A 25,160-nucleotide genomic window follows, 5' to 3' on the forward strand; every position below is an offset into this window, starting at 1 on the left:
GCCGGATGAACAACGCAATTGCACAACAAATCGCTGACCAGGGCGGCGTCGAGTCCTATCTGCACGCGCAGCAGCACAAGAGCCTGCTGCGCTTTCTGACCTGCGGCAGCGTCGACGACGGCAAAAGCACCCTGATCGGCCGCCTGCTGCACGATACCCGCCAGATCTACGAGGATCAGCTGTCGACGCTGCACAGCGACAGCAAACGCATCGGTACTCAGGGCGAAAAGCTCGATCTGGCGCTGCTGGTGGACGGCCTGCAGGCCGAGCGCGAGCAGGGCATCACCATCGACGTGGCCTATCGCTATTTCTCGACCGAAAAACGTAAATTTATCATCGCCGATACCCCGGGGCACGAGCAGTACACCCGCAACATGGCCACCGGCGCCTCGACCTGCGATCTGGCGATCCTGTTGATCGACGCGCGCAAAGGGGTGTTGGATCAGACTCGCCGCCACAGCTTTATCGCGACCCTGCTGGGCATTCGCCATCTGGTGGTCGCGGTAAACAAAATGGATCTGGTGGACTATCAGGAAGCGGTGTTCGAGCAGTTCAAACAGGATTACCTGACCTTCGCCCAGCAGCTGCCTGGCGATCTGGACATCAAGTTCGTGCCGCTGTCGGCGCTGGACGGCGACAACGTGGCGAGCGAAAGCGCCCATATGCCGTGGTACAGCGGCCCGACGCTGCTGGAAGTGCTGGAGAGCGTCGACGTGATCAGCGAGCGAGAAAACCAGCCGCTGCGCTTCCCGGTGCAGTACGTCAACCGCCCGAACCTCGATTTCCGCGGCTATGCTGGCACGCTGTCCGCCGGCGTAGTGCGGGTGGGGCAACGCATCAAAGTGCTGCCTTCCGGCGTGGAGTCCAGCGTGGCGCGTATCGTGACCTTCGACGGCGATCTGCAAGAAGCGGTGCCGGGCGAGGCGATTACGCTGGTGCTGAAAGATGAAGTGGACATCAGCCGCGGCGATTTGCTGGTCGACGCCGGCGAAAGTCTGCAGGCGGCGCAGAGCGCGCGGGTGGACGTGGTATGGATGGCCGAGCAGCCGCTGGTGCCGGGCCAGAGCTACGACATCAAGATCGCCGGCAAAAAGACCCGCGCCCGCGTGGAGAGCATTCGCCATCAGGTGGAGATCAACACGCTGGCGCAACACCCAGCCGACACATTGCCGCTCAACGGCATCGGGTTGGTGGAGCTGACCTTCGACGAACCGCTGGTGCTGGACAGCTATCAGAGCAATCACGACACCGGCGGGCTGATCTTCATCGATCGCATGAGCAACGTGACGGTTGGCGCCGGTCTGGTGCGTGAAACGCTGCAGGATGCCCCGGCGGCGCGCGGCGAATTCAGCGCCTTCGAGCTGGAGCTGAATGCGCTGGTGCGCAAGCACTTCCCGCATTGGGGCGCACGCGATCTGCTCGGTGGCCGATAAGGTGGCCGCTGAACTGAGGGCGACCGGGCCGGACGATGAGAACGTGGTTTGGCATCCGCATGCGGTGACGCGTGCGGATCGCGAAGCGCGCAACGGCCACCGCGGCGCGGTGCTGTGGTTTACCGGGCTGTCCGGCTCGGGAAAATCCACCGTCGCCGGCGCGCTGGAGCAGGCGCTGCATGGGCTTGGCGTCAGCACCTATCTGCTGGACGGCGATAACGTGCGTCACGGTCTGTGCCGCGATCTCGGTTTTTCCGACGAGGATCGGCGCGAGAACATCCGCCGGGTGGGGGAAGTGGCCAAGCTGATGGTGGATGCCGGGCTGGTGGTGCTGACCGCATTCATTTCGCCGCACCGCGCCGAGCGGCAAATGGTGCGCGAGATGCTCGGCGACGATCGCTTTATCGAGGTGTTCGTCGACACGCCGTTGGAGATCTGCGAGGCGCGCGATCCGAAAGGGTTGTATAAAAAAGCGCGCGCCGGCGAGCTGCGCAATTTCACTGGTATCGACGCGGTTTATGAGGCGCCGCAGCAGCCGGAAATCCACCTCGACGGCCAACAATTGGTAACAAATTTGATTGCGCAATTGTTAGACGTGTTACGTGGTCAGGCTATTATCAAACCCTGAATTCAAAAAAAGCGTGTGGCGTTTTTCGCCATGCGCTTTTTACTCTAAGCCGCCGCAGAGCGAGCCGAATAACCAGGGATCACTATGCAAAATGTCACGCCTATCTTGATCGACTCCAAGCAGTCAAAACAGGAGAGAGAGGAGCCTTCTTATTCTTTCCTGGGCGGCGTCAGCGGCTTTGTTTTCTACTGGCTGGCGTTCGCGTTGCCGTTTCTGGTTTACGGTTCCAACACGCTGTTTTTCCTGCTCTATACCTGGCCGTTCTTCCTGGCGCTGATGCCGCTGTCGGTGCTGATCGGCATCACCCTCAGCATGCTGTTGCGCGGCCGTCTGATCCTGACGCTGCTGCTGACCGGCGCGATCGTGCTGTGCCTGTTCTGGCTGGTGTTCAGCTTCCTGACCGGGTGGTGAGAGAGCGGGCGCCGATGCCGGCGCCCGAAGGGGAGTAGAGCGGGGCCGAAGGTTACAAAACTTTGCTTAGAAACGCCTGCGTGCGCGGATTGGCCGGCTGGCTGAAGATCTGCTGCGGCGCACCCTCCTCCTGAATGATCCCCTGATCGATAAACAGCACCCGGTCGGCCACCTCGCGGGCAAAGCCCATCTCATGCGTCACCACCACCATGGTCATGCCCTCGTGGGCCAGTGATTTCATCACCGCCAACACTTCGCCCACCAGCTCAGGATCGAGCGCGGAGGTCGGTTCATCGAACAACATGATCTTTGGCTCCATCGCCAGCGCGCGGGCGATCGCTACCCGCTGCTGCTGGCCGCCTGACAGGCTGTTGGGGTAGGCGTCGATCTTGTCGAGCAGGCCGACCTTGAGCAGCAGCTGTTCTGCTTGCGCGATGGCTTCGGCGCGCGGCTGTTTCTTCACGCTCACCGGCGCCATGATGATGTTTTCCAACACCGTCATGTGCGGGAACAGATTGAAACGCTGGAACACCATGCCCACGCTTTCCCGCATTTTGTTCAGGTCGGTTTTCTGATCGTGGACGGCGAAACCGTTGACCTCGATCTCGCCGCCGGAGAGCGTTTCCAGCGCGTTGATGCAGCGCAGGAAGGTGCTTTTGCCCGAGCCGGAGGGGCCGATGACACACACCACTTCGTTGGCTGCGATCCGGCAGGAAATGCCGCGCAGCACGTGGCTTTCGCCGAACTGTTTTTGCAGGTTATGTACGCGAATCACTTTTACCGAACCTCTTTTCCATATGCTGCACCAGCAGCGAGAGCAGGAAGGTGATGACCCAATAGACCAGCGAAATGGTCAGATAGGGCTCCCAGTAGGTGGCGTAGGCGCCGGAGACGGTACGGGCGGCATAGGCCAGATCCGCCAGGCCGATGGCGGAGGCCAGCGACGAATCCTTGACGATGGCGATGGCGTTGTTGCCCAGCGGCGGCAGCATGCGGCGGAAGGCCTGCGGCAGGATCACCTGGCGCATGGTCTTGCCATAGCTCATGCCCAGCGAGCGTGAGGCTTCCATCTGGCCGCGGTCGATAGACTGGATCCCGGCGCGGAAGATTTCCGACACATAGGCACCGGCGTTGAGCGTGATCGCCACCACGCAGGAGAGAAAGGCGCCGTAGTCGGCGCGCAGCGCGCGAGCGAAATCGACGCTCATCAGACCGCTGGTGACCAGCAGACCGTCACGCGGGTTGATGAACAGCGGCACCAGCGCGAAGTGCACCACCATGATCTGCACGAACAGTGGCGTGCCGCGAAAGGCGCTGATGTAGATGCGTACCGGCCACTGAACGCCGTAATGCAGGATGGGTTTCCAGATGCCGTGCGGCGCCTGCGCCAAACGGCCCAGCCCGAGGATCAAGCCCCAGGTGGTGCCCAGCAGCACGCAGATAATGGTGCATTTGATGGTCATCCAGGCGCCTTCCATAAACAGCGGCGCGTATTCCTGGATGATCTCCCAGCGGAAGTTCAAGGGGTATTCCTTCTTGGTAGGCTGAAACGGTGGTGCGCCGACGCCCTTGCGGGCGCCGGCGACAGGGGATTATTCCGCCGGCAGCGTCGGTACGTTGCTGTCGAACCAGGTTTGGTAGATCTTGGCGTAGGTGCCGTCGGCGACGATTTTCTTCAGGCCGGCGTTGATCTTGTTGCGCAGCTCATCGTTGCCTTTGGCGACGGCGATGCCGAAATACTGGCGCTCGAACTTGGCGTCGGGCACCAGCTTGAAGGCTTTCTCAGGGTGGGTCTTGATATAGAACTTGGCCACGCCGACGTCGCCGACCGCCGCGCCGATGCCGTCTTCATACAGCTCCTGCAGCATCAGCGGGGTATTGTCGAAGCGCTTGATGGCGGTGCTGTTTTTACCCAGCGCGTCGGACACCACGATGTCGCCGGTGCTGGAGTTCACCACGCCGACCTTCAGCGCTTTCAGCGCGGCGATGGAGTCCACCTTCGAGTCTTGCGGCACCACGATAGCCTGCTCAGCCGGGAAGTAAGGCGCAGAGAAATCAACCATCTGCTTGCGCTTATCGGTGATGGTGATGCCGGAAATGATGATATCGCGATCGCCGGAGTTCAGTGTGGCGAAGATCCCTTCCCACGGCGTATTGATCAGTTTGATTTGGAAGCCTTCGGCCTTGGCTACCGCCTTGATGATGTCGATGTCGAAACCTTCCAGCTGCTTTTGGCTGTTTTCAAATTCGAATGGCCGATAGGTGCCGCCGGAGCCGACGACGTAGGTGGGTTCAGCCGCCAACGCAGCGATGGAGAAGGTGGCGGCAAGGCAGGCGCCGATCAGAACTAAACGTTTTAACATCGCGATCCCCGATAATGAATGGTTATATATTGGAATTATTTATGCACTATGAGTGCATAAAAATAAGCTTCAATGAATGAAAGTGCAACCGCTGCATGACGATTATTCTCTCTATGGTGTTAAATATTCACTTTTTGCTTTGCTGTGGCGTAAGCGATGTGTCAGGAAGCGGTGATGCAGTGATTCTTGCTGCATAATGGAGGTAGGATAGAGTGTGTCTCATTGGAAAACGCGGCGCGTGCGCCGAGCCAAAGGGGCGTTTTTTGCCGCTTTCGCAGCGGAATTAGGCGATAAACACGGGAACCCTTCATCCGTATTCTGAATTTGGCGTTGAAATGCCGCTCTCAGTGTGGAGTCCAACGAGAAGTTGTGGGATGATTGGTCGGTTTTTCAGGGGGCGGAGATGGGAAAACTTACGCTGCTATTGCTGGCATTGCTCGGTTGGTTACAGTATTCACTGTGGCTGGGCAAAAATGGTATTCACGATTACGTGCGAGTCAATGAAGACGTTGCGGTCCAACAGGGTAGCAACGCCAAGTTGAAAGCGCGTAACGATCAGCTGTTTGCCGAAATCGATGATTTGAACGGCGGTCAGGAAGCGATCGAAGAGCGTGCGCGTAATGAGCTGGGCATGATCAAGCCCGGTGAGACTTTCTATCGTCTGGTTCCTGACCAATCCAGACGCAACGCGGCGTCTTCCTCGCAAAATAACGCACAAAAATAACGCATGAATCACTCCGCAGGCACCTTTCCCTCGGTGATTGCCGTCCTGCCCGCTGCCGGTATCGGCAGCCGCATGCAGGCGGAATGCCCGAAGCAATATTTAACCATTGGCCGGCACAGCATCGTCGAACACGCCATCCACGCCCTGTTGCGCCACCCGCGCATTGAACGGGTGATCGTGGCGATCGGCCCCGAAGATCGTCAGTTCGAACGGCTACCCATCGCTCAGGATCCGCGGGTAACCGTCACCGAGGGCGGCAAACAGCGCGCCGATTCGGTGATGGCCGGGTTGAAACTGGCGGGTGATGCGGACTGGGTGCTGGTGCACGACGCCGCGCGCCCCTGCCTGCACGCCGACGATCTCGAGCGCCTGCTGGCGATCACCGCACACAGCAAGGTGGGCGGCATTCTCGCCGCGCCGGTGCGCGACACCATGAAGCGCGCCGAACCCGGCCGCGACACCATCGCCCACACCGTTGAACGGCAGGATCTGTGGCATGCGCTGACGCCGCAGCTGTTTCCGCTGCCGCTGCTCAAGCAGTGCCTGCAGCGCGCGCTGGATGAAGGCGCGAACGTCACCGACGAAGCCTCGGCGCTGGAACATTGCGGCTATCATCCGCAGCTGATCGCCGGCCGGGCGGACAACATTAAAGTAACGCGGCCGGAGGATTTGGCGCTGGCGGCGTTCTATTTGACCCAGTTAGACAATTAAGGAGCGCATCATGCGTATCGGTCACGGTTTTGATGTACATAAATTCGGCGGCGAAGGCCCGTTGGTGATCGGTGGTGTTCGCATCCCTTACGACAAAGGCTTGCTGGCCCACTCCGACGGTGACGTCGCGCTGCATGCCGCCACCGACGCCCTGCTGGGGGCGGCGGCGCTGGGCGATATCGGCAAACTGTTCCCCGATACCGATCCGGCCTTCAAAGGCGCCGACAGCCGCGAGCTGCTGCGCGAAGCCTGGAAACGCATCCGCGCCAAAGGTTACCGCCTCGGTAACCTCGATATCACCATCATCGCTCAGGCGCCGAAAATGGCGCCGCACATCCCGCAGATGCGCGTCTTCCTGGCGGAAGATCTGCAGTGCCATATGGATGACGTCAACGTGAAGGCCACCACCACCGAACAGCTCGGTTTCACCGGGCGCGGCGAGGGCATCGCGTGCGAAGCGGTCGCCTTGCTGATCAAGGAATAACCGCATGGATATGGCGAATCTGACCTGGCTGCATGGCCGGCCGCAGAGTTCCGGGGTGTTGAAAGCCAATCCGGAAGATTTCGTGGTGGTCGAAGATCTGGGTTTTGCACCGGACGGCGAAGGTGAGCACGTGCTGGTAAATATCCGTAAAAACGGCTGCAATACCCAGTTCGTGGCCGATTACCTGGCGCGCTTCGCCGGTATTCACGCCCGTTCTGTCAGCTATGCCGGTTTGAAGGATCGCCACGCGGTGACCGAGCAGTGGTTCTGCCTGCATATGCCGGGCAAAGACACGCCGGATTTCTCCCGGTTTACGCTGGAAGGCTGCGAGGTGCTCTCGTTCGCCCGCCACCTGCGCAAAATGCGCATCGGCAATCTGAAGGGCAACCACTTTACGCTGGTGCTGCGCCAGATTTCCGATCGGCAGGACGTGGAACGTCGCCTGCAGGCTATCGCCGCGCAGGGCGTGCCCAACTATTTCGGCAGCCAACGCTTCGGCCGCGGCGGCAACAATCTGGTGATGGCGCGCCGCTGGGCGAACGACGAAATTCGTGTCAAAGAGCGCAGTAAGCGCAGCTTCTACCTGTCCGCCAGCCGCAGTGCACTGTTCAATCTGATAGCCGGCCGGCGCCTGGCCGACGGCCTGCAGCGCACCGTGCTGGATGGGGATGCCCTGCAGTTGAGCGGCCGCGGCAGCTGGTTCGTCGCCAAAGCCGATGAGCTGGAGACGTTGCAACAGCGGCTGGATGCCGGCGAGCTGGCGATCACGGCTCCCTTGCCGGGCGACGGTGAGCCAGGCACTGCCGGCCAAGCCTTGGTTTTTGAACAACAATGCTTGGCGGAACAACCGGAATTGCTTACGCTTTTAAAGCGCGAGCGTGTCGAACCCGCTCGCCGGGCCCTGCTGTTGCAGCCGCAAAATTTGCAGTGGAACTGGTGGGATGACGTTACCGTGGAACTGCGCTTCTGGCTGCCGGCGGGCAGCTTTGCTACCAGCGTGGTTCGCGAGATCATGCAGCAGGATAACAGTGATGCGGATATTGCTGAGTAACGATGACGGCGTCAGCGCCCCGGGCATTCAGGTGCTGGCGGCGGCGCTGCGGGAATTCGCCGAAGTGCAGGTCGTGGCGCCGGATCGTAACCGCAGCGGCTCTTCCAATGCTTTAACGCTGGAGTCGCCGTTGCGCACGCAGACGCTGGCCAACGGGGATATTGCGGTGTTGCAAGGGACGCCGACCGACTGCGTTTACCTTGGCGTCAACGCGTTGATGCGCCCGGCGCCCGATATCGTGGTATCCGGCATTAACGCCGGGCCGAATTTGGGCGACGACGTTATCTATTCCGGCACCGTCGCGGCGGCGATGGAGGGCCGGCACCTGGGGTTGCCTGCCTTGGCGGTGTCGCTGAACGGCCACCAGCACTACGCGACCGCCGCCGCCATTACCTGCCGCATCCTGCGCGCGCTGCAGCGCGAACCGCTACGTACCGGAAAAATTCTGAATATTAACGTGCCGGATCTGCCGCTGGCTGAGATCAAAGGCCTGCGCGTTACCCGCTGCGGCAGCCGCCATCCCGCCGACAAGGTCTTCTGCCAGCAGGATCCGCGCGGACAAAATATCTACTGGATCGGGCCGCCTGGTGATAAATTTGATGCCGGGCCGGATACCGACTTTGCGGCGGTGGAACAAGGCTATGTGGCGATAACGCCGCTGCAGGTGGATTTAACCGCCTACGCGGCGCAAGAAGTCGTGAAAACATGGTTAACCAAGGCAGAGGTTAGCGGGGAATGGTGAATAAGCGCATGCAAACATTGCTGACGCAGCTGCGGCAGCAGGGGATCCGAGACGAAAAGCTGCTGCGGGCGATCGAAGCGGTGCCGCGCGAGCGTTTTGTCGATGAAGCGCTGGATCATAAGGCCTACGAAAACACCGCATTGCCGATCGGTTCCGGTCAGACCATTTCCCAGCCTTATATGGTGGCGCGGATGACCGAGCTGCTGAATCTGAAACCTACCTCAAGGGTGCTGGAGATCGGTACCGGTTCCGGTTATCAAACCGCTATCCTGGCGCATCTGGTGCAACACGTTTGTTCCGTCGAACGCATCAAGGGGCTGCAGTGGCAGGCCAAGCGCCGCCTGAAACAGCTCGATCTTCACAATGTTTCCACCCGCCACGGCGACGGTTGGCAGGGTTGGGCGTCGCGCGGCCCGTTCGATGCGATCATCGTCACTGCCGCGCCGCCGGAGATCCCGCAGGCGCTGGTGGAGCAGCTGGACGACGGCGGCATTTTGGTGTTGCCGGTGGGCGAGCAGGCCCAAACCCTCAAACGCATTCAGCGTCATGGCAACGATTTCGTTGTCGATGCGGTAGAGGCGGTGCGCTTTGTGCCGTTGGTGAAAGGCGAATTGGCCTAGCGATTGTCTGAATTTTCGACCGTCTGCAAAATCTGTTGCACTTTCATCATGGCCGGATAAGGTTTTCTCGTTCCAATCAGGCTAATTTTCACTAGAATTGGCCTTTCTACGTAGTTGTCTTATGGTGCGGCAACGCCAATGTGGTTAGCATTGGCGCGCGTTTTGATGCTCCGGCGCGAGATGACCTGGCGTTCAGGGATCGGCCGGCGGCGCCTTTACATCGCAGAAACTGGGAAGTGGCAAAAGCTCGGCTACGATGTAAAGGGTATTTTGGATATATCACTGATATTGCTGTCATGGGGGAAGCATGAGCACGGGAAGCCCAATGATTACGTTACGCCGGGTAGCGGTGTGTACGATGGTAAGTTTGTGGTTGGCGGGTTGTACGAATACGGCCTCGACGTCGGCTCCTATCAGCAGCGTGGGGGGCGGCGGTGCCGCTCCATCCGGCAATAATAATGGCGGAGTGCAGCAGGCCAGCCCAGAGGGCCGCATTGTCTATAACCGCAGTTATAACGCCATCCCTAAAGGGAGCTACAGCGGCGGCGAAACTTATACGGTCAAGCGCGGCGACACGCTGTTTTATATCGCCTGGATCACCGGCAATGATTTCCGCGACCTGGCGCAGCGCAACAATATTCCCGAGCCATACAGCCTGAATGTTGGCCAAACCATTCAGCTTGGTAATGGTTCTGCCAACGGCGGCGGCGGCATGTTGGCGACGACAGATGCGACCAAAGGCGGTGTTCCGAAGCCACCTTCCAGCTCCCAGATCCAGACGGCAACGGTTGATTCTCAATCAACTAACGCGTATTCTGAAAACTCGGGTAAACAGAATGTAGGTAAGATGTTACCTGCAGCAGGTGCCGCAGCGGTTGGGACCGCGACTGCGCCTGTTACCGCGCCGGAAGCCGCTCCACCTGTGAGCAGCACCGTCAGCAACAGCGCTCCGGTCAGTACCTGGAGATGGCCGACTGACGGTAAGGTTATTGATAACTTTTCCTCATCAGAAGGTGGGAATAAGGGTGTCGATATCGCCGGTTCCCGTGGGCAGCCTATCTTCGCTACCGCCGATGGCCGCGTAGTGTATGCAGGCAACGCTTTACGGGGTTACGGTAATCTAATCATCATCAAACATAATGATGATTACCTGAGCGCCTACGCTCATAACGACACAATGCTGGTCCGGGAACAACAAGAAGTGAAGGCGGGTCAAAAAATAGCCACCATGGGTAGCACCGGTACCAGTTCAGTACGTTTGCATTTTGAAATTCGTTACAAGGGGAAATCCGTAAACCCGCTGCGTTATCTTCCGCAGCGATAGATTGGGCAGAATACGCTGAGATTCTGCTCGCGGTATCACGGGTAGGAGCAGCATATGAGCCAAAATACGCTGAAAGTTAACGAGTTACATGATGATGCGGATTTCGACGAGAATGGAGCTGAGGCCGAGTCGTTTGATGAAAAAGCGCTGGTAGAAGAAGAGACCAGCGAGAACGATTTAGCGGAAGAAGAGCTGTTGTCTCAAGGCGTTACGCAACGCGTATTGGATGCGACGCAGCTCTATCTGGGTGAGATCGGTTATTCACCTCTGCTGACCGCAGAGGAAGAAGTCTATTTTGCGCGGCGTGCTCTGCGCGGTGACGTGCCGTCCCGCCGCCGCATGATTGAAAGCAACCTGCGGCTGGTGGTGAAAATCGCCCGCCGCTACAGCAACCGCGGTCTGGCGCTGCTGGATCTGATCGAAGAGGGTAACCTCGGTCTGATTCGCGCAGTGGAAAAATTCGACCCGGAACGCGGCTTCCGCTTCTCCACTTATGCAACCTGGTGGATCCGTCAGACGATTGAACGGGCGATCATGAACCAAACCCGTACCATTCGTTTGCCTATCCATATCGTCAAAGAACTGAATGTCTATCTGCGCACCGCGCGCGAGCTTTCCCACAAGCTGGATCATGAACCGAGCGCTGAAGAAATTGCCGAGCAACTCGACAAGCCGGTGGATGACGTCAGCCGCATGCTGCGCCTGAATGAGCGCATCACCTCGGTGGATACGCCGCTGGGCGGGGATTCGGAGAAAGCGCTGCTGGACATTCTGGCCGACGAGAAGGACAACGGGCCTGAAGACACCACGCAAGATGACGATATGAAGCAAAGCATCGTCAAATGGCTGTTCGAACTGAACGCCAAACAGCGTGAAGTGTTGGCGCGTCGTTTCGGCCTGCTGGGCTATGAAGCGGCGACGCTGGAAGACGTAGGCCGGGAGATTGGCTTGACGCGCGAGCGCGTCCGTCAGATTCAGGTAGAAGGTCTGCGCCGTCTGCGTGAGATTTTGCAGATGCAGGGCCTGAGCATTGAGGCGCTGTTCCGCGAATAACGCCGGTTGTTGAACCGCATCAAATAAAAACGGTGAGCATGATGCTCACCGTTTTTTTATGCCCGCGTTTGGCGCCAGATTACACCATATTTTTCAGCCGGTAGATCCATTCCAGCGCCTGTCGAGGCGACAGGGAGTCTGGATCAAGCGCCTCCAGGGCTTCTACTGCCGGCGAGGTCTCTTCCTGCAGCAGCGTCATCTGGGTGGCATCGACGCTGCCCGACGCGGTGTGGCTGGAGATGGATTCCAGCTCGCGCAGTTTCTGACGGGCGCGTTTGATGACGTCGCGCGGCACGCCGGCCAGTGCGGCGACCGCCAGGCCATAGCTTTTGCTGGCGGCACCGTCTTGCACGCTGTGCATGAAGGCGATGGTGTCGCCGTGTTCAAGCGCATCCAGATGCACGTTGACCACGCCTTCCATCTTCTCAGGCAGGGTCGTCAGCTCGAAGTAGTGGGTGGCGAACAGCGTCATCGCCTTGATGCGGTTGGCCAGGTTCTCGGCGCAGGCCCAGGCCAGCGACAGGCCGTCGTAGGTGGAGGTGCCGCGGCCGATTTCATCCATTAACACCAGGCTGTGCTCGGTGGCGTTGTGCAGAATGTTGGCGGTTTCGGTCATCTCCACCATGAAGGTGGAGCGGCCGGAAGCCAGATCGTCCGCCGCGCCGACGCGGGTGAAGATGCGATCCACCGGGCCGATGGTGGCCTTGGTGGCCGGCACGTAGCTGCCGATGTGCGCCATCAGCACGATCAGCGCCGTTTGCCGCATATAGGTGCTTTTACCGCCCATATTCGGACCGGTTATGATCAGCATGCGGCGCTGCGGCGACAGGGTGAGCGGGTTGGAGATAAACGGCTCGCTCAGCACCTGCTCCACCACCGGATGGCGGCCTTCGGTAATGCGGATCCCCGGCTGCTCGCTCATGGTCGGGCAAGCGTAGTTCAGGGTATCGGCGCGCTCGGCCAGGTTGGCCAGCACGTCCAGCTCGGCCAGCGCGGCGGCGCTTTGTTGCAGTTCCGCCAGGTGCGGCAGCAGCAGATCGAACAGCTCGTCGTACAGGCTTTTCTCGATCGCCAGCGCCTTACCCTTGGAGGTGAGCACTTTGTCTTCGTACTCTTTCAGTTCCGGGATGATGTAGCGCTCGGCATTTTTCAGCGTCTGACGGCGTACATAGTGGATCGGCACCAGGTGGCTTTGACCGCGGCTGACCTGAATGTAATAGCCGTGTACGCCGTTGAAGCCGACCTTGAGCGTATCCAGACCCAGCTTTTCACGCTCGCGGATCTCCAGCCGATCGAGGTAGTCGCTGGCGCCGTCGGCCAGCGCGCGCCACTCGTCCAGCTCGCTGTTGTAACCGGGGGCGATCACGCCGCCATCGCGCACCAGCACCGGCGGCGATTCAACGATCGCGCGTTCCAGCAGTTCGCGCAGCTCGTCGAACTGGCCTACCTGAGATAGCAGTTGCTGCACATGCGGCGTATCCACATCTTGCAGCAGCGCGCGGATGTCCGGCAGTTGCTGGAAAGCATGACGCATGCGGGCCAGATCGCGTGGCCGCGCAGTGCGCAGCGCCAGGCGCGCCAAAATTCGCTCCTGATCGCCCACCTGGCGCAGCGAAGGCTGCAGATCGGCGAACCGTTCCTGCAATGCGCCGATCGCCTGCTGGCGGGCGGTCAGCACCTTGATGTCTCGGGTCGGCATGTGCAGCCAGCGTTTCAGCATGCGGCTGCCCATCGGCGTGACTGTGCGATCGAGGATCGCCGCCAGCGTGTTGTCGCTGCCGCCGGACAGGCTCTGCGTCAGCTCCAGGTTGCGGCGGGTGGCGGCGTCCATGATGATGCCGTCCTGCTGACGCTCCATGGTGATGCCGCGAATGTGCGGCAGCGAAGTGCGCTGGGTATCTTTCACGTACTGCAACAGACAGCCGGCGGCGCGCAGCGCCTGATGCGCCTGCTCGACGCCGAAGCCGGTCAAATCGCGGGTGCCGAACTGCAGGTTGAGTTGTTGGCGTGCGGTCTCCAGTTCGAATTCCCACAGCGGACGGCGACGCAGGCCGTGGCGTTGTTCGATCAGCGCCATTTGTTCGAAGGTTTCCGGGTAGAGCAGCTCGGCCGGATTGGTGCGCTGCAGCTCGGCGGCCATGGTCTCTAGATCCTGCGGCTCGGCGACGCGGAAGCGGCCGGAGCTCACGTCCAGCGTGGCGTAACCGAAGCCGCGCGCATCCTGCCAGATCGCCGCCAGCAGGTTGTCCTGGCGCTCTTGCAGCAGCGCTTCGTCGGTGATGGTGCCGGGGGTGACGATGCGTACCACTTTGCGCTCGACCGGCCCTTTACTGGTGGCCGGATCGCCGATCTGTTCACAGATGGCGACGGATTCGCCGAGTTGAACCAGCTTGGCCAGGTAGTTCTCCACCGCGTGGTGCGGCACGCCGGCCATCGGGATCGGCTCGCCCGCCGAGGCGCCGCGTTTGGTCAACGAGATATCCAGCAGTTGGGAAGCGCGCTTGGCGTCGTCGTAAAACAGCTCGTAGAAGTCACCCATGCGGTAGAACAGCAGGATTTCAGGATGCTGGGCCTTGAGGCGCAGGTACTGCTGCATCATCGGCGTGTGCGAATCGAGTTTATCGGTGCTATTCATGCGATTATTTTTCCAATCCATTGAATGTAAAGGGAACTGTGATTTTCATTGTCGTCATTCGCTATCACATTGTTTCAGCAGGCGTCGCCCCACTCAGCGCTTGGCGGGCGGCGCAAATCAAATCATCAAAACGCCAAACGGCGCACTCAAACCTGAGGTTTGCACAGACGCTTATACTAGCCCAGCGGGCAATCGGCTGTCACAGGTAAAAATGGGAAGCGCTGCGCAAGGCGGGTTTGTAACGCGGTGAGATTGTTGTTCGCCTGCGGGCAATAACGCAAGTGTCGCCGCCCGCTGAGGCGGCGTAGAGGTTATTGTGCGGCGGTGAGAGGCAAGGGCAGTTGATAGAGGCGGAAACTGTCGGGCACTTCGGTTTCATGGCCGGGCAGCAGGCGGTGGCGGATGCGCGATTCGCTGACGAAGGCGCAGCCTTGCGGAGTGATAGTCAGGTTGACCGGCGATTCCATGCCTTCGCGCAAGACCTCAATCCGGTGCATGCCTGCCGCCTTGGGTGACGGGATCCGCAGGATCCGCCCCTGGCCGCTCTGGATCCCGTTTTCCAGCACGATCAGCGCGCCATCCGGCGCCAATCCCATTCCGTCCGGGTTTTCGATGAGGCGCGGCAGCTGCATTTCCGTCAGCTGCGGCTTTGGAGCGTTATAACTGAGGGTGTAGAGCTTACCGGTACCGAAATTGGCGACAGCCATCAGCTGATCGTCGAGCAGCACGATGCCGGCGGCGCCCAGCCCGCTGGGGGCCGCCAACCGCGCATCCTGAAACAGCGTACGGAATGCCGTCTCGCCCGGCCGCAGGCGCAGGATGCCGCCGCCGCGGGTTTCCGTCACATACACCGTACCGTCTGCGCCGAGTACGATATCGTTGCCCATTTCGCCCGCCGGCAGCGCCAGGCTGCGGTTGAGCGTGCCATCGGCGACGTTCAGCGCATAGATGCGGTTGGCGCGCGTTTTGCCGCCGGAGAGGAAGTCCGGCGAATTGCCCCACAGCAGCCCACGTTTTTCGTCCAGCCGCAGCGCGTTTGAGGCGAACACCGTGTCAGCGCTGGGGAAAAAGGTTTCCCACGCTTGACCCGGCCGCTTGCGCAGCACGTTGCCGCTGGTGACAAAGCCGACATACAGCGTACCGTCCGTCGCACGGGCGATGCCGTTGGGGTAAAGTGCGCCAGGCGGCAGCGTCATGCTGTTTGCGGCGCAGTCTGCGCTGGCGGCAGCCTGCACCGGAGCGCTAAGGGGGAATGCGGCAGCGAGGGCGAGCAACACCGCTCGTGCGGTAAGCGCATATGACATGTCTTCTCTCCTGGAATGACGGAAAAGGGGCTACCAGCGATCGGGGCGGACAGCGTGCGCCATTGGCGCCTCCAGCGCGGCCACATCTTCCGGTGATAGCCTGAGGTCGAGCGCAGCCAGCGCATCCTGCAGATGATGTGGCTTGGACATGCCCACCAGCGGCGACGCCACGCCGGGTTTGGCCAACAGCCAGGCCAGCGCGATTTGCGCTGGTGGAACGCTGCGCGCGGCCGCCACCTCCGCGACCGCCGCGACGGTGCGTTCTACCTCGTTTCTGCCGCCGTACCAACGGGGCGCCTGTTCGTCGGTGGCGGCGCGCAGCGTGCCGCCGCTGCCGGAGCCGGCCAGCACGCCGCGGGCCAGCGGCGACCAGGGGGTCAGACCAAGACCTTCCTCCAGGCACAGCGGGATCAGCTCCTCTTCATCTTCACGCGTCACCAGGTTGTATTGGCTTTGCAGCGAAATAAACGGCGCCAGGCGGTGCTGACGTTGAAAGGCCAGCATTTTCATCAGGCGCCAGGCGTGCAGCGAGGAGGCGCCGAGATAGCGGATCTTGCCCGCCCGCACCAGGCCATCGAGGGTGTCGGCGGTTTCTTCGATCGGCGTTTCGGAGTCGAAGCGGTGCAGCACGAACAGATCGAGGTAATCCGTTCCCAGCCGCTGCAAGGAGGCGTCGACGCTGTGCAGCAGGTGCTTGCGTGATAGCCCCCGGCTGTTCGGCTGCGCGTCCATTGGAAAGTAGGCCTTGGTGGCGATCACCACGTCTTCACGGCGGGCGAACGCCCTCAGCGCGCGGCCGAGAATGCGCTCGCTTTCTCCGCCGGAGTAAATGTTGGCGGTATCGAAAAAATTGATACCCGCCTCCAGCGCCTCGCGGATAAAGGGGCGCGCTTCATCTTCCTTCAGCACCCAGGGCCGCCAGGCCGGATCGCCGTAGGTCATGCAACCCAGGCAGAGGCGGGACACCTTCAGGCCGCTGTCGCCAAGCCGAACGTAGTTCATGGCCTCGTCTCCTCAACGCATGCCGGCGATGGTGTAACCGCCGTCCACCAGCAGGCTTTGGCCGGTGATGAAGCGAGCTTCGTCCGTCGCCAGCCACAGCGCCACATCGCCGATGTCTTCCGATTCACCCAGGCGGCCGGCGGGCGTATGGGCGATAAAGGGCGCGAAGGCCGCGCTGTCAGCCACGCTGCCGCGTGCCATCGGCGTGTCGATGATGCCGGGGTTGATGTTGTTGACGCGGATGCCCTGGCCGCTGTACTCGAGCGCCACCGCGCGGATCATCGCATCGAGCGCGCCCTTGCTGGCGGAGTAGCTGGATGAGCCGGCCAGCGCGCCGTGGGTCAGCCAGGAGGAGGTGTTGATGATCACGCCGCCCGAGCGCTGAGCCAGGAAGGTTTCAATCTCATATTTCATCGCCAGCCAGACGCCCCTGAGGTTAATGGCGATAACCCGGTCAAAATCCTCGCTGGTCTGCTCGGTGATGGGGGCGAAGTTGCCGATGATGCCGGCGTTGTTGAAGGCGACGTCGAGCCGGCCGTAATGGGCGGTCACCGTGGCGATCAGTTGGCGGATATCGCCTTCCTGAGAGACGTCGGCCACGATGGGCAGGGCGTCGCCGCCGGCCAGCGCGATGTCGCGCGCCGTGGCTTCGATTTCCGCCGCGCGTCGGCCGGCCAGCGCGACTTTGGCGCCTTCGCGGGCATAGGCCAGCGCGGCGGCGCGGCCGATGCCGGTGCCGCCGCCGCTCACCAGTACGACTTTGTCCGCCAGACGGCGCGGCGTTTCATGAGTTGGAGCTGTAGCATTAATCATCGTATCGATACCTGGTAATGGGGTCGATCGCAATGCTATGTTGTTAGATGACGGATAACTATCCGCTAAAAATTCATCTCACTATTAGATAATTTATATCAATAGCATGAAAAAACCTGAACTGTCCGGCCTGGCGGCCTTTGTGGCTATCGCCAGTGAACGCAGCTTCCGCCGCGCCGCCGCCCGATTGGGCGTGACGCCGCCGACGCTGACCCACACCCTGCGCGAATTGGAAGCGCAGGTGGGCATTCGCCTGCTAAACCGCACCACCCGCAACGTCTCGCCGACGGAGGCCGGTGAGCATCTGCTGGCACAGCTGGTGCCCGCTTTTACCGACATCGACGCCGCGCTGGAGAGCCTGAATGTGTTTCGCGAAGGGCCGCGCGGCCTGGTGCGCATCAACGCGCCGCGTTCGGCCATCGATCTTGCCATCGTGCCGCATCTGGAGCGGTTGGCCTGCGAGTACCCCGGCATTACGCTGGAAGTGGTGGCGGACGAGGGGTTTGCCAACATTGTCGAACAGGGCTTTGACGCCGGTATTAGGCTCGGCGAGGATCTGCACAACGATATGCGCGCGGTGCGTCTGACGCCGGATCTGCGTTTCGCCATCGTCGCCACGCCGGACTATTTTCAACGGCACGGCGAACCGACGCATCCACAGGATTTGCTGCAGCACCGCTGCATCGGTTGGCGCAAGGCCTCTTCGGGCGAGCGCTACAAATGGGCATTTCAGCAGGGCCAGCAGCGGTTTTCCGTGGCGGTTAACAGCCCGTTGATACTCGATGACGGCAGGATGATGGTGCAGGCGGCGCTGGCGCACGTCGGCATCGCTTTCGCCATCGAACAAGAGGTAGAAGAACACCTGGCGAGCGGGCGGCTGCGGCGGGTGTTGGCCGACTGGTGCGCGCCGTTTACCGGTTTTTACCTCTATTACCCCAACCGCAGGAATCATTCCGTGGCGCTGAGCACGGTGATCGAGTTGCTGCGTCTGCCCACCTAATCCTCTTCACCGGCTATCGCGTTCGGATAGCTGTAAGTGAATCAAGCTTGAACTATTTTTATTCCCTTTTCGTTTGTTCAGGCGCAAATAAACCCTTAAATTCTCGGTGAGTTTGTAACTTGCTGTTTATAATTGTTATTTGAATATTTATTACGAATATTCCGAGTTTTTATCGGTTATTTGAGAGCCCGGTCACACTATTTTTTTGTGCGAAATGTGAAGGGGGTCAATCCGTCAGGTCAATGAGAGACGGTTATGTCTCCTCCTGGCTTACCGATCCGTTTTTCATGCTCCGTATACTGTCCGTAACCAGGGCAACGTGACGGAAATTTTCATAAGGAATGTGCGTGAAGCAATCGTGATTGCATCTGGCATACAAATAACACGGGGTTTTTTTGATTATCTGAGGTGCTTGGTATGGAAAAGAAAAAAATCTATCTGTTTTGTTCTGCCGGTATGTCCACTTCCCTGTTGGTATCAAAAATGAAGGCGCAGGCCGAGAAATATGAAGTGCCGGTGATCATCGCCGCCTATCCGGAAGCGCTGGCTGCGGAGAAAGGCGTTGAGGCGGATCTGATCCTGCTGGGGCCGCAGATCGCCTACACCTTGCCGGAAGTGCAAAAACAGCTGCCCAACAAACCTGTGGAAGTCATCGATCCGCTGCTGTACGGCAAGGTCGATGGGCTGGGCGTGCTGAAGGCCGCGGTGGCCGCTATCAAGAAAGCCAATCAATAACAGGAGGCCGCCGTGAATACCCTCATTGCCTCGCTCGAGAAGGTTATCCTGCCTTTCGCCGTAAAAATCGGTAAGCAGCCCCACGTCAACGCCATCAAGAATGGCTTTATCCGCCTGATGCCGCTGACCTTGACCGGGGCGATGTTCGTGTTGATCAACAACGTGTTCCTGAGCTTCGGCGAAGGATCGTTCTTCTATTCGCTGGGCGTAAGGTTGGATGCCTCTACCATCGAGACGCTGAATAGTCTGAAGAGCATCGGCGGCAGCGTTTACAACGGCACGCTGGGGATCATGTCCCTGATGACGCCGTTCTTTATCAGCATGGCGTTGGCGGAAGAGCGAAAGGTCGATCCGCTCGCTTCGGCGCTGCTGGCGGTGGCGGCCTTTATGACCGTCACACCGTTCAATGTCGGCGAGGCCTATGCGGTGGGGGCCAACTGGTTGGGCGGCGCCAACATCATTTCCGGTATGGTGATTGGGCTGGTGGTGGCCGAGATGTTTGCCTTCATCGTGCGGCGCAACTGGGTGATTAGCCTGCCGGACAGCGTGCCGGCTTCGGTGTCGCGTTCCTTCTCGGCGCTGATCCCCGGTTTCATCATCCTCTCCATCATGGGGCTGGTGGCGTTCGCGCTGGCGCACTGGGGCACCAACTTCCACCAGATCATCATGGACGGCATTTCGGCGCCGCTGGCCAAGATGGGCAGCGTGGTGGGCTGGGTGTACGTGCTGTTCTCCTCGCTGCTGTGGTTCTTTGGGGTGCACGGCTCCATGGCGCTGGCGGCCCTGGACAGCGGCATCATGACGCCGTTCGCGCTGGAAAACGTGGAGCTGTACAACAAATACGGTTCGGTCGAAGCGGCGGTGGCCGCCGGAAAAGAGTTCCACATGTGGGCGAAACCGTTCGTCGACTCCTACATCTACCTCGGCGGCACCGGCTCGACGCTGGGCTTGATCATCGCCATCTTCATCGCCTCGCGCCGCGAAGATTACCGCCAGGTCGCCAAACTGGCGACGCCATCCGGCATCTTCCAGATCAACGAACCGATACTGTTCGGCCTGCCGGTGATCATGAACCCGGTGATGTTCATTCCGTTCATCCTGGTGCAGCCGGTGCTGACCATTATCACCTCCCTGGCCTACTACTCCGGGCTGATCCCGCCGATCACCAACATCGCGCCCTGGACCATGCCGGTCGGCCTGGGGGCGTTCTTCAACACCAACGGCAGCATCATGGCCATGTTGCTGAGCCTGTTCAACCTGGCGGTCGCCACCGTGATCTATCTGCCGTTCGTGGCGATCTCCAACAAGGCGCAGAGCCAGATCGACGCGGCGACGGAAAGCGAAGAAGACATCGCCAAGGCGCTGAAATTCTAACTGTGGAACGGGGCGGTGTGGCCGCCCCGCGAGGGACGCGAGTATGGAATATCAATTTGCCGACGGGTTCTGGTGGGGCAGCGCCACCTCCGCGCCACAGTCTGAAGGGGCGGCCGCGCGGGACGGCAAGAGCCGCAACATCTTCGACTATTGGTACGAGATCGCGCCCGAGCGCTTTCACGAGCGGGTGGGCCCGACCGAAGCCTCGACCTTTTACGACCATTTCCGCACCGATATCGGGCTGCTCAAAACGCTGGGCCACAATACCTTTAGAACGTCGATCTCGTGGTCGCGGCTGATCCCGGACGGCGACGGTGAAGTGAACCCGCAGGCGGTGGCGTTCTATAACGCGATGATCGACGAGCTGCTGGCGCAGGGCATCACCCCGTTTATCAATCTCTATCACTTCGATATGCCGCTGTGCATGCAACAGCGCGGCGGTTGGGAAAGCCGGGCGGTGGTCGAAGCCTATGCGCGTTACGCCGATACCTGTTTCGGCCTGTTTGGCGATCGGGTCACCCACTGGTTTACCTTCAACGAGCCGATCGTGCCGGTGGAAGCCGGTTACCTGAATGACCTGCACTACCCTTGCGTGGTGGACTTCAAACGGGCGGTCACCGTGGCGTATCACAGCGTACTGGCGCACGCCATGGCGGTGCAGCGTTTCAGAGCGCGGGGGCCGCCGGGGAGCATCGGCATCATTCTGAATCTGAGCCCGACCTATCCGCGCTCCGACGCGCCGGAGGATCGGCAGGCGGCACACGACGCCGATCTGCTGCTCAATCGCAGTTTCCTCGATCCGGTCGCCAAAGGGCGTTACCCGGCCGCATTGTTGCACCTGCTGGAGCGGCATGGGCTGATGCCCTACTGCGAACCGCAGGACGCGCAGCTGATCGAAGGCGGCGTGGTGGATATCCTTGGCGTCAACTATTACCAGCCGCGCAGGGTGCAGGCGAAAGAGGGACGGCGCACCGAGGGGCCGATCGCATCGCCGGAGGATTTGTTCAGTTACTATGCAATGCCGGGCCGCAAAATCAATCCGCACCGCGGCTGGGAGATCTATGAGAAGGGGCTGTACGACATCCTGATGGATCTGAAAGAGAACTACGGCAATCTGCCCTGTTATATTTCGGAAAACGGCATGGGCGTCGAGGGCGAAGAAGCGTTTATCGGCGCCGATGGGCGGGTGGAGGACGATTACCGCATCGACTTTATTCGCGAGCACCTGAAGTGGCTGCACCGCGCGCTGGCGGAAGGCTCGCAGTGCAAGGGCTATCATCTGTGGACCTTTATCGATTGCTGGTCCTGGCTGAATGCCTACAAGAATCGTTATGGGCTGGTGCGGCTGGATCGGGCGGATCAGCGGCGCACCATCAAAAAAAGCGGTTACTGGTTTGCCGAGGCGGCCAGACGCAACGGATTTGACTAACGGGAGGCCGGCGCCGTGTCCGATAACCGAATTTCGCTGAGTGCCAACGACGTGAAGCTGATTCGCGAGCAGGATTTCTTTAACTGCAAAGACTTTCACCTGTTCATCTACAACAAGGTGGAAAGCGCCACCGGGCTGCATCAGCACGACTATTACGAGTTCACCATCGTGCTGAGCGGCAAATGCTATCAGGAGATCAACGGCAAGCGGGTGCTGCTGGAGCGCGGGGATTTCGTCTTTATCCCTATCGGTTCCTACCACCAGAGCTTTTACGAGTTCGGCGCGACGAAAATCTTCAACGTGGCGGTCAGCAAAGCGTTCTTTGAAGAACATTACTTGCAACAGCTGCCGCGTTGCTTTGTCGCCTCGCAGGCCTACAGCCTGAGAAGCGAGTTTTTGGCCTATATCGAATCGGTGGTGAGTTCGCCGCAGTTTCGCGAGGATGATTTCGCCGAGTTTCTCGAAACGCTGACCTTCTATGTGATAAGCCGCATTCGTCACCATAAAGAAGAAAACGACGGCGGCGATGATATCCCGCAGTGGCTGAAGAACACCCTGGCCGGCATGCATGACAAGGCGATGTTCGGCGAAAAGGCGTTGGCGAACATGGTGGCGCTGTCGGGGAAAACCCAGGAGTACCTGACCCGGGCGATGCGGCGCTACTACCAGAAGACGCCGATGCAGGTGATCAATGAGATCCGCATCAACTTCGCCAAGACGCAGCTGGAGGTCACCAACTATTCGGTCTCTGACATCGCCTTCGATTCCGGCTATGGCGACGTCAGCTTGTTCATTAAAAACTTCAAGCGGCTCACCGACGTGACCCCAGGCAACTACCGAAAAAAGTGTTACGGCCCTCTTTAGGGCCGCTCCCGATCAGTATCAACGCCGATATGCCGATGAGCTTCAGGGCGCCGGTCGGTTAATCATTTGATTTTTACCTTAACGAGGGGGAATGCCGCGCCGAGCGGTCGGCCTTCCCTTGCCAAAAATCCATCCCGCGGGAGCCTCTATGGAAAAACTACTGATCGTGAATGCCGATGATTTCGGCCTGAGCAAAGGGCAGAACTATGGCGTCATCGAGGCGTATCAGCATGGCGTCGTTTCCTCCACCACGGCGATGGTGAACGGCGGCGGCGCGCAGCACGCGGCGGCGCTCAGCCGGCAATATCCGGGGTTGCCGATTGGGCTGCATTTCGTTTTGACCCATGGCAAGCCGCTGGGCGCCATGCCTTCGCTGGTCAACGAACATGGCGAACTGGGCAAATGGCTGTGGCGCCGCGCCGAGGCCGGCGAGCTGCAGCTGGACGAAATTCACGAGGAGCTGCAGCGCCAGTTCACGCGCTTCGTGACGCTGTTCGGCCGGCCGCCGACGCATATCGACAGCCACCACCATGTGCATATGCAGCCGCAAATTTATCCGCTGGTGGAGGCGTTCGCGCAAGCGCAGGGTCTGCCGCTGCGTCTCGATCGCGAAGAGGCGAAACGGCGTGGCATCACGCTGCATGCCCCCTATAGCACTGACGCTTTTGACGCGGGATTCTACGGTGAGACGATTTCCGAAACGTTGTTCCTGCAAAGGTTGGCGCGCGCCGACGAGCAGGGCGCAGAATCATTGGAAATGATGTGCCACCCGGCGTTCCTCGACGCGACGATCCTGCAGAGCCAATACTGCCATCCGCGCCTCGTCGAGCTGGATGTGTTGACCGCGCCGACGCTGAAAGCGGCGATCGCCGAACGCGGTTTTCTGTTGGGCTCCTTCCAGGATCTGTAACGCCGCCGTTTACAGCATGGCGTGCGCCTTTTTCAGGCCGGTGTCTTCTTCCGGATCGGCGCCCTGAGGCAAGGACTCCGCCTCTTGTGCTTCAGGCTGCGGCTCGTCGACCTCGGGCGCCGCTTCCGGCGGCGGCATGGTGTCGTGAATGATCTGTTCATCGAAGGTCGGATTGAGCGCCGGCGACAGCGGCGAGCTGGTGAGGCTGTCCGGCAGCGGAATGTGCGGCACCGGCGCGTCCTGCGCCAACTGCGGTTCCTCCGCTTTCGCCGTGCGGCTGAGGGCCGCCAGCAGCACGCCGCACAGGGCGAAAAAGGCGTACAGGATATTGCCGCCCAGCGGCTCGATCAGCGCGCCGACCGCCAATGGCCCGATGCTGGCGCCGACGCCGAACGCCATCAGCAGACAGGCGGCCAGCGAGACGCGGCGTTCCGGCTCGATCAGATCGTTGGCCAGTGCCACCGCCAACGGGTAGAGCGTAAATTGCAACATGCTGACGACGAACCCGACCGCCAGCAGCAGCGGGAAATCGATGTGCGGCAGCAGCGCCAGCGGCAGCGCCGCCACGATCAGAAAAATGGCGTTGAGGCGCATCAGCAACGGGCGATTATAGCGATCCGACAGCCAACTGAGCGGGAACTGCGCCACCAGCCCGGCGAAGATGGCCAGCGCCATGAACAGGCCGGTTTGCTGAGTGGTTAAGGATTGCAGGCTGGCGTAGACCGGCGCCAGGCCGTAAAACGAGCCCACCACCATGCCGATCACCAGCGTGGTAGCCAGCACCTTGGGAATGGCGCCGACAAAGTAACGCAGCTCCATCGGGGCCGGCGACATGTGGCGCGCATTGGTGCGGGTGGTGAGAGCGATGGGCACCAGACAAAGCGCGAAGCACAGCGCGATCACCAGCAGCGTGGTGATGCCCAGGTTGCTTTGCAGCATCAGCACTATCTGGCCCAGCGACATGCCGAGATAGGTCGCCGCCATATAGAAGCCGAACACCATGCCGCGCTGGTTGGATTCCGCCTGGTCGTTCAGCCAGCTTTCCAGCACCATATACTGGCACATCATGCACAGCCCGATCACCAGACGCAGCGCGACCCAGGCGGGAATGAACGCCGTCAGACCGTGCCCCAGCACCGCAGCGGTGATGATGCCGGCGCAGGCCACGTAGGCGCGGATATGCCCGACGCGGGCGATGAGAAAGTGGCCGACCTTGCCGCCGATCACCAACCCGATGTAGTTGGCGGCGATGATGGCGCCGATCAGCGCGCTGCTGACGTGGATGGAGGCCAGCCGCAGCGAGACATAGGTGGTGAGCAGGCCTGAGCCCAACAGCAGCAACAGGGTGGTGGTGTACAACGGCAAGAATACGCCCAACGTTTTTTTCACGCTATCATCCTAATCTCTTCTGGTGCGCCCTGAGGCCGCCGCCGCAGCGCGCCGCCTCCGTGATGTTCCTTGTGCTGGTGCGCCGCCGCTCAATGGGGCGCTTCTTTTGATACTAGCAGCTTGGCCGGGCGCTTAAAACCGCACCTCCTGCGAGGCGCTGC

25 protein-coding genes are annotated in these 25,160 nt (G+C 60.4%); 17 read left to right on the forward strand and 8 right to left on the reverse strand.

Annotated elements, in window-relative coordinates; genetic code table 11:
• The first annotated feature begins 5 nt into the window (after positions 1 to 5).
• From cysN to AC2CGI_RS15415, 3 genes are all read left to right on the forward strand, one after another.
• Positions 6 to 1,433 (forward strand): sulfate adenylyltransferase subunit CysN, encoded by a 1,428-nt coding sequence (gene cysN / locus AC2CGI_RS15405; protein WP_049242652.1) that lies wholly within the window; start codon positions 6 to 8, stop codon positions 1,431 to 1,433.
• Entirely contained in the window at positions 1,372 to 2,061 is a 690-nt protein-coding gene (cysC, locus tag AC2CGI_RS15410; RefSeq protein ID WP_080497841.1) for an adenylyl-sulfate kinase, read from the forward strand. The genes cysN and cysC overlap by 62 nt, the downstream gene beginning before the upstream one ends.
• A gap of 84 nt (positions 2,062 to 2,145) precedes the next feature.
• Positions 2,146 to 2,472, forward strand: a complete 327-nt coding sequence (locus tag AC2CGI_RS15415) for a DUF3561 family protein (RefSeq protein WP_004932611.1) — start codon at positions 2,146 to 2,148, stop codon at positions 2,470 to 2,472.
• Positions 2,473 to 2,524: 52 nt separating this feature from the next.
• On the opposite strand, the gene AC2CGI_RS15420 is transcribed toward AC2CGI_RS15415, so the two are convergent.
• From AC2CGI_RS15420 to AC2CGI_RS15430, 3 genes are all read right to left on the reverse strand, one after another.
• Positions 2,525 to 3,247 carry an amino acid ABC transporter ATP-binding protein gene (locus tag AC2CGI_RS15420; protein ID WP_004932608.1) on the reverse strand — a complete coding sequence of 241 codons (723 nt, stop codon included), beginning with the start codon at positions 3,245 to 3,247 and terminating at the stop codon, positions 2,525 to 2,527.
• Positions 3,231 to 3,950 (reverse strand): amino acid ABC transporter permease, encoded by a 720-nt coding sequence (locus AC2CGI_RS15425; protein WP_042706788.1) that lies wholly within the window; start codon positions 3,948 to 3,950, stop codon positions 3,231 to 3,233. Before AC2CGI_RS15425 ends, AC2CGI_RS15420 begins: the two co-directional genes overlap by 17 nt.
• Before the next feature lie 114 nt (positions 3,951 to 4,064).
• On the reverse strand, positions 4,065 to 4,835 hold the full coding sequence (locus AC2CGI_RS15430; RefSeq protein ID WP_033631812.1) for a basic amino acid ABC transporter substrate-binding protein: 771 nt from the start codon (positions 4,833 to 4,835) through the stop codon (positions 4,065 to 4,067).
• Positions 4,836 to 5,238: 403 nt separating this feature from the next.
• Between AC2CGI_RS15430 and ftsB the strand changes: the two genes are divergently transcribed.
• From ftsB to rpoS, 8 genes are all read left to right on the forward strand, one after another.
• Positions 5,239 to 5,559, forward strand: coding sequence for a cell division protein FtsB (gene ftsB / locus AC2CGI_RS15435; RefSeq protein ID WP_021505314.1), 321 nt, complete (start codon positions 5,239 to 5,241; stop codon positions 5,557 to 5,559).
• Between the two features lie 3 nt (positions 5,560 to 5,562).
• Positions 5,563 to 6,270 carry a 2-C-methyl-D-erythritol 4-phosphate cytidylyltransferase gene (gene ispD, locus AC2CGI_RS15440; protein WP_015376689.1) on the forward strand — a complete coding sequence of 236 codons (708 nt, stop codon included), beginning with the start codon at positions 5,563 to 5,565 and terminating at the stop codon, positions 6,268 to 6,270.
• Positions 6,271 to 6,280: 10 nt separating this feature from the next.
• Positions 6,281 to 6,754, forward strand: a complete 474-nt coding sequence (ispF, locus tag AC2CGI_RS15445; RefSeq protein ID WP_004932594.1) for a 2-C-methyl-D-erythritol 2,4-cyclodiphosphate synthase — start codon at positions 6,281 to 6,283, stop codon at positions 6,752 to 6,754.
• A gap of 4 nt (positions 6,755 to 6,758) precedes the next feature.
• Entirely contained in the window at positions 6,759 to 7,805 is a 1,047-nt protein-coding gene (truD, locus tag AC2CGI_RS15450) for a tRNA pseudouridine(13) synthase TruD (RefSeq protein ID WP_076740949.1), read from the forward strand.
• Positions 7,786 to 8,547 (forward strand): 5'/3'-nucleotidase SurE, encoded by a 762-nt coding sequence (surE, locus tag AC2CGI_RS15455; RefSeq protein WP_015376691.1) that lies wholly within the window; start codon positions 7,786 to 7,788, stop codon positions 8,545 to 8,547. The genes truD and surE overlap by 20 nt, the downstream gene beginning before the upstream one ends.
• Positions 8,541 to 9,167, forward strand: coding sequence for a protein-L-isoaspartate(D-aspartate) O-methyltransferase (locus tag AC2CGI_RS15460; protein ID WP_004932585.1), 627 nt, complete (start codon positions 8,541 to 8,543; stop codon positions 9,165 to 9,167). Before surE ends, AC2CGI_RS15460 begins: the two co-directional genes overlap by 7 nt.
• A 325-nt stretch (positions 9,168 to 9,492) precedes the next feature.
• A complete protein-coding gene (nlpD, locus tag AC2CGI_RS15465; protein ID WP_015376692.1) occupies positions 9,493 to 10,491 on the forward strand; it encodes a murein hydrolase activator NlpD in 999 nt (332 codons plus the stop codon).
• Positions 10,492 to 10,545: 54 nt separating this feature from the next.
• On the forward strand, positions 10,546 to 11,544 hold the full coding sequence (gene rpoS, locus AC2CGI_RS15470; protein ID WP_004932578.1) for an RNA polymerase sigma factor RpoS: 999 nt from the start codon (positions 10,546 to 10,548) through the stop codon (positions 11,542 to 11,544).
• A 79-nt stretch (positions 11,545 to 11,623) separates the two neighbouring features.
• On the opposite strand, the gene mutS is transcribed toward rpoS, so the two are convergent.
• The 4 genes from mutS to AC2CGI_RS15490 all read right to left on the reverse strand — a co-directional run bounded on the left by mutS (position 11,624) and on the right by AC2CGI_RS15490 (position 17,298).
• Entirely contained in the window at positions 11,624 to 14,179 is a 2,556-nt protein-coding gene (gene mutS / locus AC2CGI_RS15475) for a DNA mismatch repair protein MutS (protein ID WP_076740962.1), read from the reverse strand.
• 311 nt (positions 14,180 to 14,490) lie between these two features.
• Complete coding sequence (locus tag AC2CGI_RS15480) at positions 14,491 to 15,483, reverse strand: NHL repeat-containing protein (protein WP_242517251.1); 993 nt, start codon at positions 15,481 to 15,483, stop codon at positions 14,491 to 14,493.
• A 30-nt stretch (positions 15,484 to 15,513) separates the two neighbouring features.
• The gene (locus AC2CGI_RS15485; RefSeq protein ID WP_015376693.1) at positions 15,514 to 16,485 is read right to left on the reverse strand and encodes an aldo/keto reductase; all 972 of its coding nucleotides are present in this window, start codon (positions 16,483 to 16,485) and stop codon (positions 15,514 to 15,516) included.
• Positions 16,486 to 16,497: 12 nt separating this feature from the next.
• Complete coding sequence (locus AC2CGI_RS15490) at positions 16,498 to 17,298, reverse strand: SDR family NAD(P)-dependent oxidoreductase (protein ID WP_015376694.1); 801 nt, start codon at positions 17,296 to 17,298, stop codon at positions 16,498 to 16,500.
• A 106-nt stretch (positions 17,299 to 17,404) separates the two neighbouring features.
• On the opposite strand from AC2CGI_RS15490, the gene AC2CGI_RS15495 reads away from it, so the two are divergent.
• The 6 genes from AC2CGI_RS15495 (at position 17,405) to chbG (ending at position 23,610) form a co-directional block, all read left to right on the forward strand.
• Positions 17,405 to 18,298 (forward strand): LysR family transcriptional regulator, encoded by an 894-nt coding sequence (locus tag AC2CGI_RS15495; protein WP_015376695.1) that lies wholly within the window; start codon positions 17,405 to 17,407, stop codon positions 18,296 to 18,298.
• Positions 18,299 to 18,715: 417 nt separating this feature from the next.
• Positions 18,716 to 19,033, forward strand: a complete 318-nt coding sequence (locus AC2CGI_RS15500) for a PTS sugar transporter subunit IIB (RefSeq protein WP_004932561.1) — start codon at positions 18,716 to 18,718, stop codon at positions 19,031 to 19,033.
• 12 nt (positions 19,034 to 19,045) lie between these two features.
• Entirely contained in the window at positions 19,046 to 20,407 is a 1,362-nt protein-coding gene (gene chbC, locus AC2CGI_RS15505; protein WP_004932557.1) for a PTS N,N'-diacetylchitobiose transporter subunit IIC, read from the forward strand.
• Between the two features lie 43 nt (positions 20,408 to 20,450).
• On the forward strand, positions 20,451 to 21,836 hold the full coding sequence (locus tag AC2CGI_RS15510; protein ID WP_484593958.1) for a glycoside hydrolase family 1 protein: 1,386 nt from the start codon (positions 20,451 to 20,453) through the stop codon (positions 21,834 to 21,836).
• Positions 21,837 to 21,851: 15 nt separating this feature from the next.
• Positions 21,852 to 22,700 carry a transcriptional regulator ChbR gene (chbR, locus tag AC2CGI_RS15515; RefSeq protein ID WP_015376697.1) on the forward strand — a complete coding sequence of 283 codons (849 nt, stop codon included), beginning with the start codon at positions 21,852 to 21,854 and terminating at the stop codon, positions 22,698 to 22,700.
• A gap of 148 nt (positions 22,701 to 22,848) precedes the next feature.
• Positions 22,849 to 23,610, forward strand: a complete 762-nt coding sequence (gene chbG, locus AC2CGI_RS15520) for a chitin disaccharide deacetylase (protein ID WP_021505307.1) — start codon at positions 22,849 to 22,851, stop codon at positions 23,608 to 23,610.
• A gap of 9 nt (positions 23,611 to 23,619) precedes the next feature.
• Here the strand turns inward: chbG and AC2CGI_RS15525 are convergent, their stop codons facing one another.
• Entirely contained in the window at positions 23,620 to 24,999 is a 1,380-nt protein-coding gene (locus AC2CGI_RS15525) for an MFS transporter (RefSeq protein WP_076740951.1), read from the reverse strand.
• Positions 25,000 to 25,160: the final 161 nt, after the last annotated feature.

The organism is Serratia sp. LSHTC3 (assembly GCF_057197125.1).

Excerpts from the sequence above, each read along its gene's own strand:
- truD (WP_076740949.1), top strand. The coding sequence starts at position 6,759 with ATGGATATGGCGAATCTGACCTGGCTGCATGGCCGGCCGCAGAGTTCC.
- nlpD (WP_015376692.1), top strand. The coding sequence starts at position 9,493 with ATGATTACGTTACGCCGGGTAGCGGTGTGTACGATGGTAAGTTTGTGG.
- AC2CGI_RS15430 (WP_033631812.1), bottom strand. The coding sequence starts at position 4,835 with ATGTTAAAACGTTTAGTTCTGATCGGCGCCTGCCTTGCCGCCACCTTC.
- AC2CGI_RS15460 (WP_004932585.1), top strand. The coding sequence starts at position 8,541 with ATGGTGAATAAGCGCATGCAAACATTGCTGACGCAGCTGCGGCAGCAG.
- AC2CGI_RS15480 (WP_242517251.1), bottom strand. The coding sequence starts at position 15,483 with ATGTCATATGCGCTTACCGCACGAGCGGTGTTGCTCGCCCTCGCTGCC.
- ftsB (WP_021505314.1), top strand. The coding sequence starts at position 5,239 with ATGGGAAAACTTACGCTGCTATTGCTGGCATTGCTCGGTTGGTTACAG.
- cysN (WP_049242652.1), top strand. The coding sequence starts at position 6 with ATGAACAACGCAATTGCACAACAAATCGCTGACCAGGGCGGCGTCGAG.
- ispD (WP_015376689.1), top strand. The coding sequence starts at position 5,563 with ATGAATCACTCCGCAGGCACCTTTCCCTCGGTGATTGCCGTCCTGCCC.
- AC2CGI_RS15485 (WP_015376693.1), bottom strand. The coding sequence starts at position 16,485 with ATGAACTACGTTCGGCTTGGCGACAGCGGCCTGAAGGTGTCCCGCCTC.
- rpoS (WP_004932578.1), top strand. The coding sequence starts at position 10,546 with ATGAGCCAAAATACGCTGAAAGTTAACGAGTTACATGATGATGCGGAT.
- AC2CGI_RS15490 (WP_015376694.1), bottom strand. The coding sequence starts at position 17,298 with ATGATTAATGCTACAGCTCCAACTCATGAAACGCCGCGCCGTCTGGCG.
- AC2CGI_RS15495 (WP_015376695.1), top strand. The coding sequence starts at position 17,405 with ATGAAAAAACCTGAACTGTCCGGCCTGGCGGCCTTTGTGGCTATCGCC.
- cysC (WP_080497841.1), top strand. The coding sequence starts at position 1,372 with ATGCGCTGGTGCGCAAGCACTTCCCGCATTGGGGCGCACGCGATCTGC.
- surE (WP_015376691.1), top strand. The coding sequence starts at position 7,786 with ATGCGGATATTGCTGAGTAACGATGACGGCGTCAGCGCCCCGGGCATT.
- chbG (WP_021505307.1), top strand. The coding sequence starts at position 22,849 with ATGGAAAAACTACTGATCGTGAATGCCGATGATTTCGGCCTGAGCAAA.
- AC2CGI_RS15500 (WP_004932561.1), top strand. The coding sequence starts at position 18,716 with ATGGAAAAGAAAAAAATCTATCTGTTTTGTTCTGCCGGTATGTCCACT.
- mutS (WP_076740962.1), bottom strand. The coding sequence starts at position 14,179 with ATGAATAGCACCGATAAACTCGATTCGCACACGCCGATGATGCAGCAG.
- AC2CGI_RS15425 (WP_042706788.1), bottom strand. The coding sequence starts at position 3,950 with ATGGAAGGCGCCTGGATGACCATCAAATGCACCATTATCTGCGTGCTG.
- ispF (WP_004932594.1), top strand. The coding sequence starts at position 6,281 with ATGCGTATCGGTCACGGTTTTGATGTACATAAATTCGGCGGCGAAGGC.
- AC2CGI_RS15510 (WP_484593958.1), top strand. The coding sequence starts at position 20,451 with ATGGAATATCAATTTGCCGACGGGTTCTGGTGGGGCAGCGCCACCTCC.
- AC2CGI_RS15415 (WP_004932611.1), top strand. The coding sequence starts at position 2,146 with ATGCAAAATGTCACGCCTATCTTGATCGACTCCAAGCAGTCAAAACAG.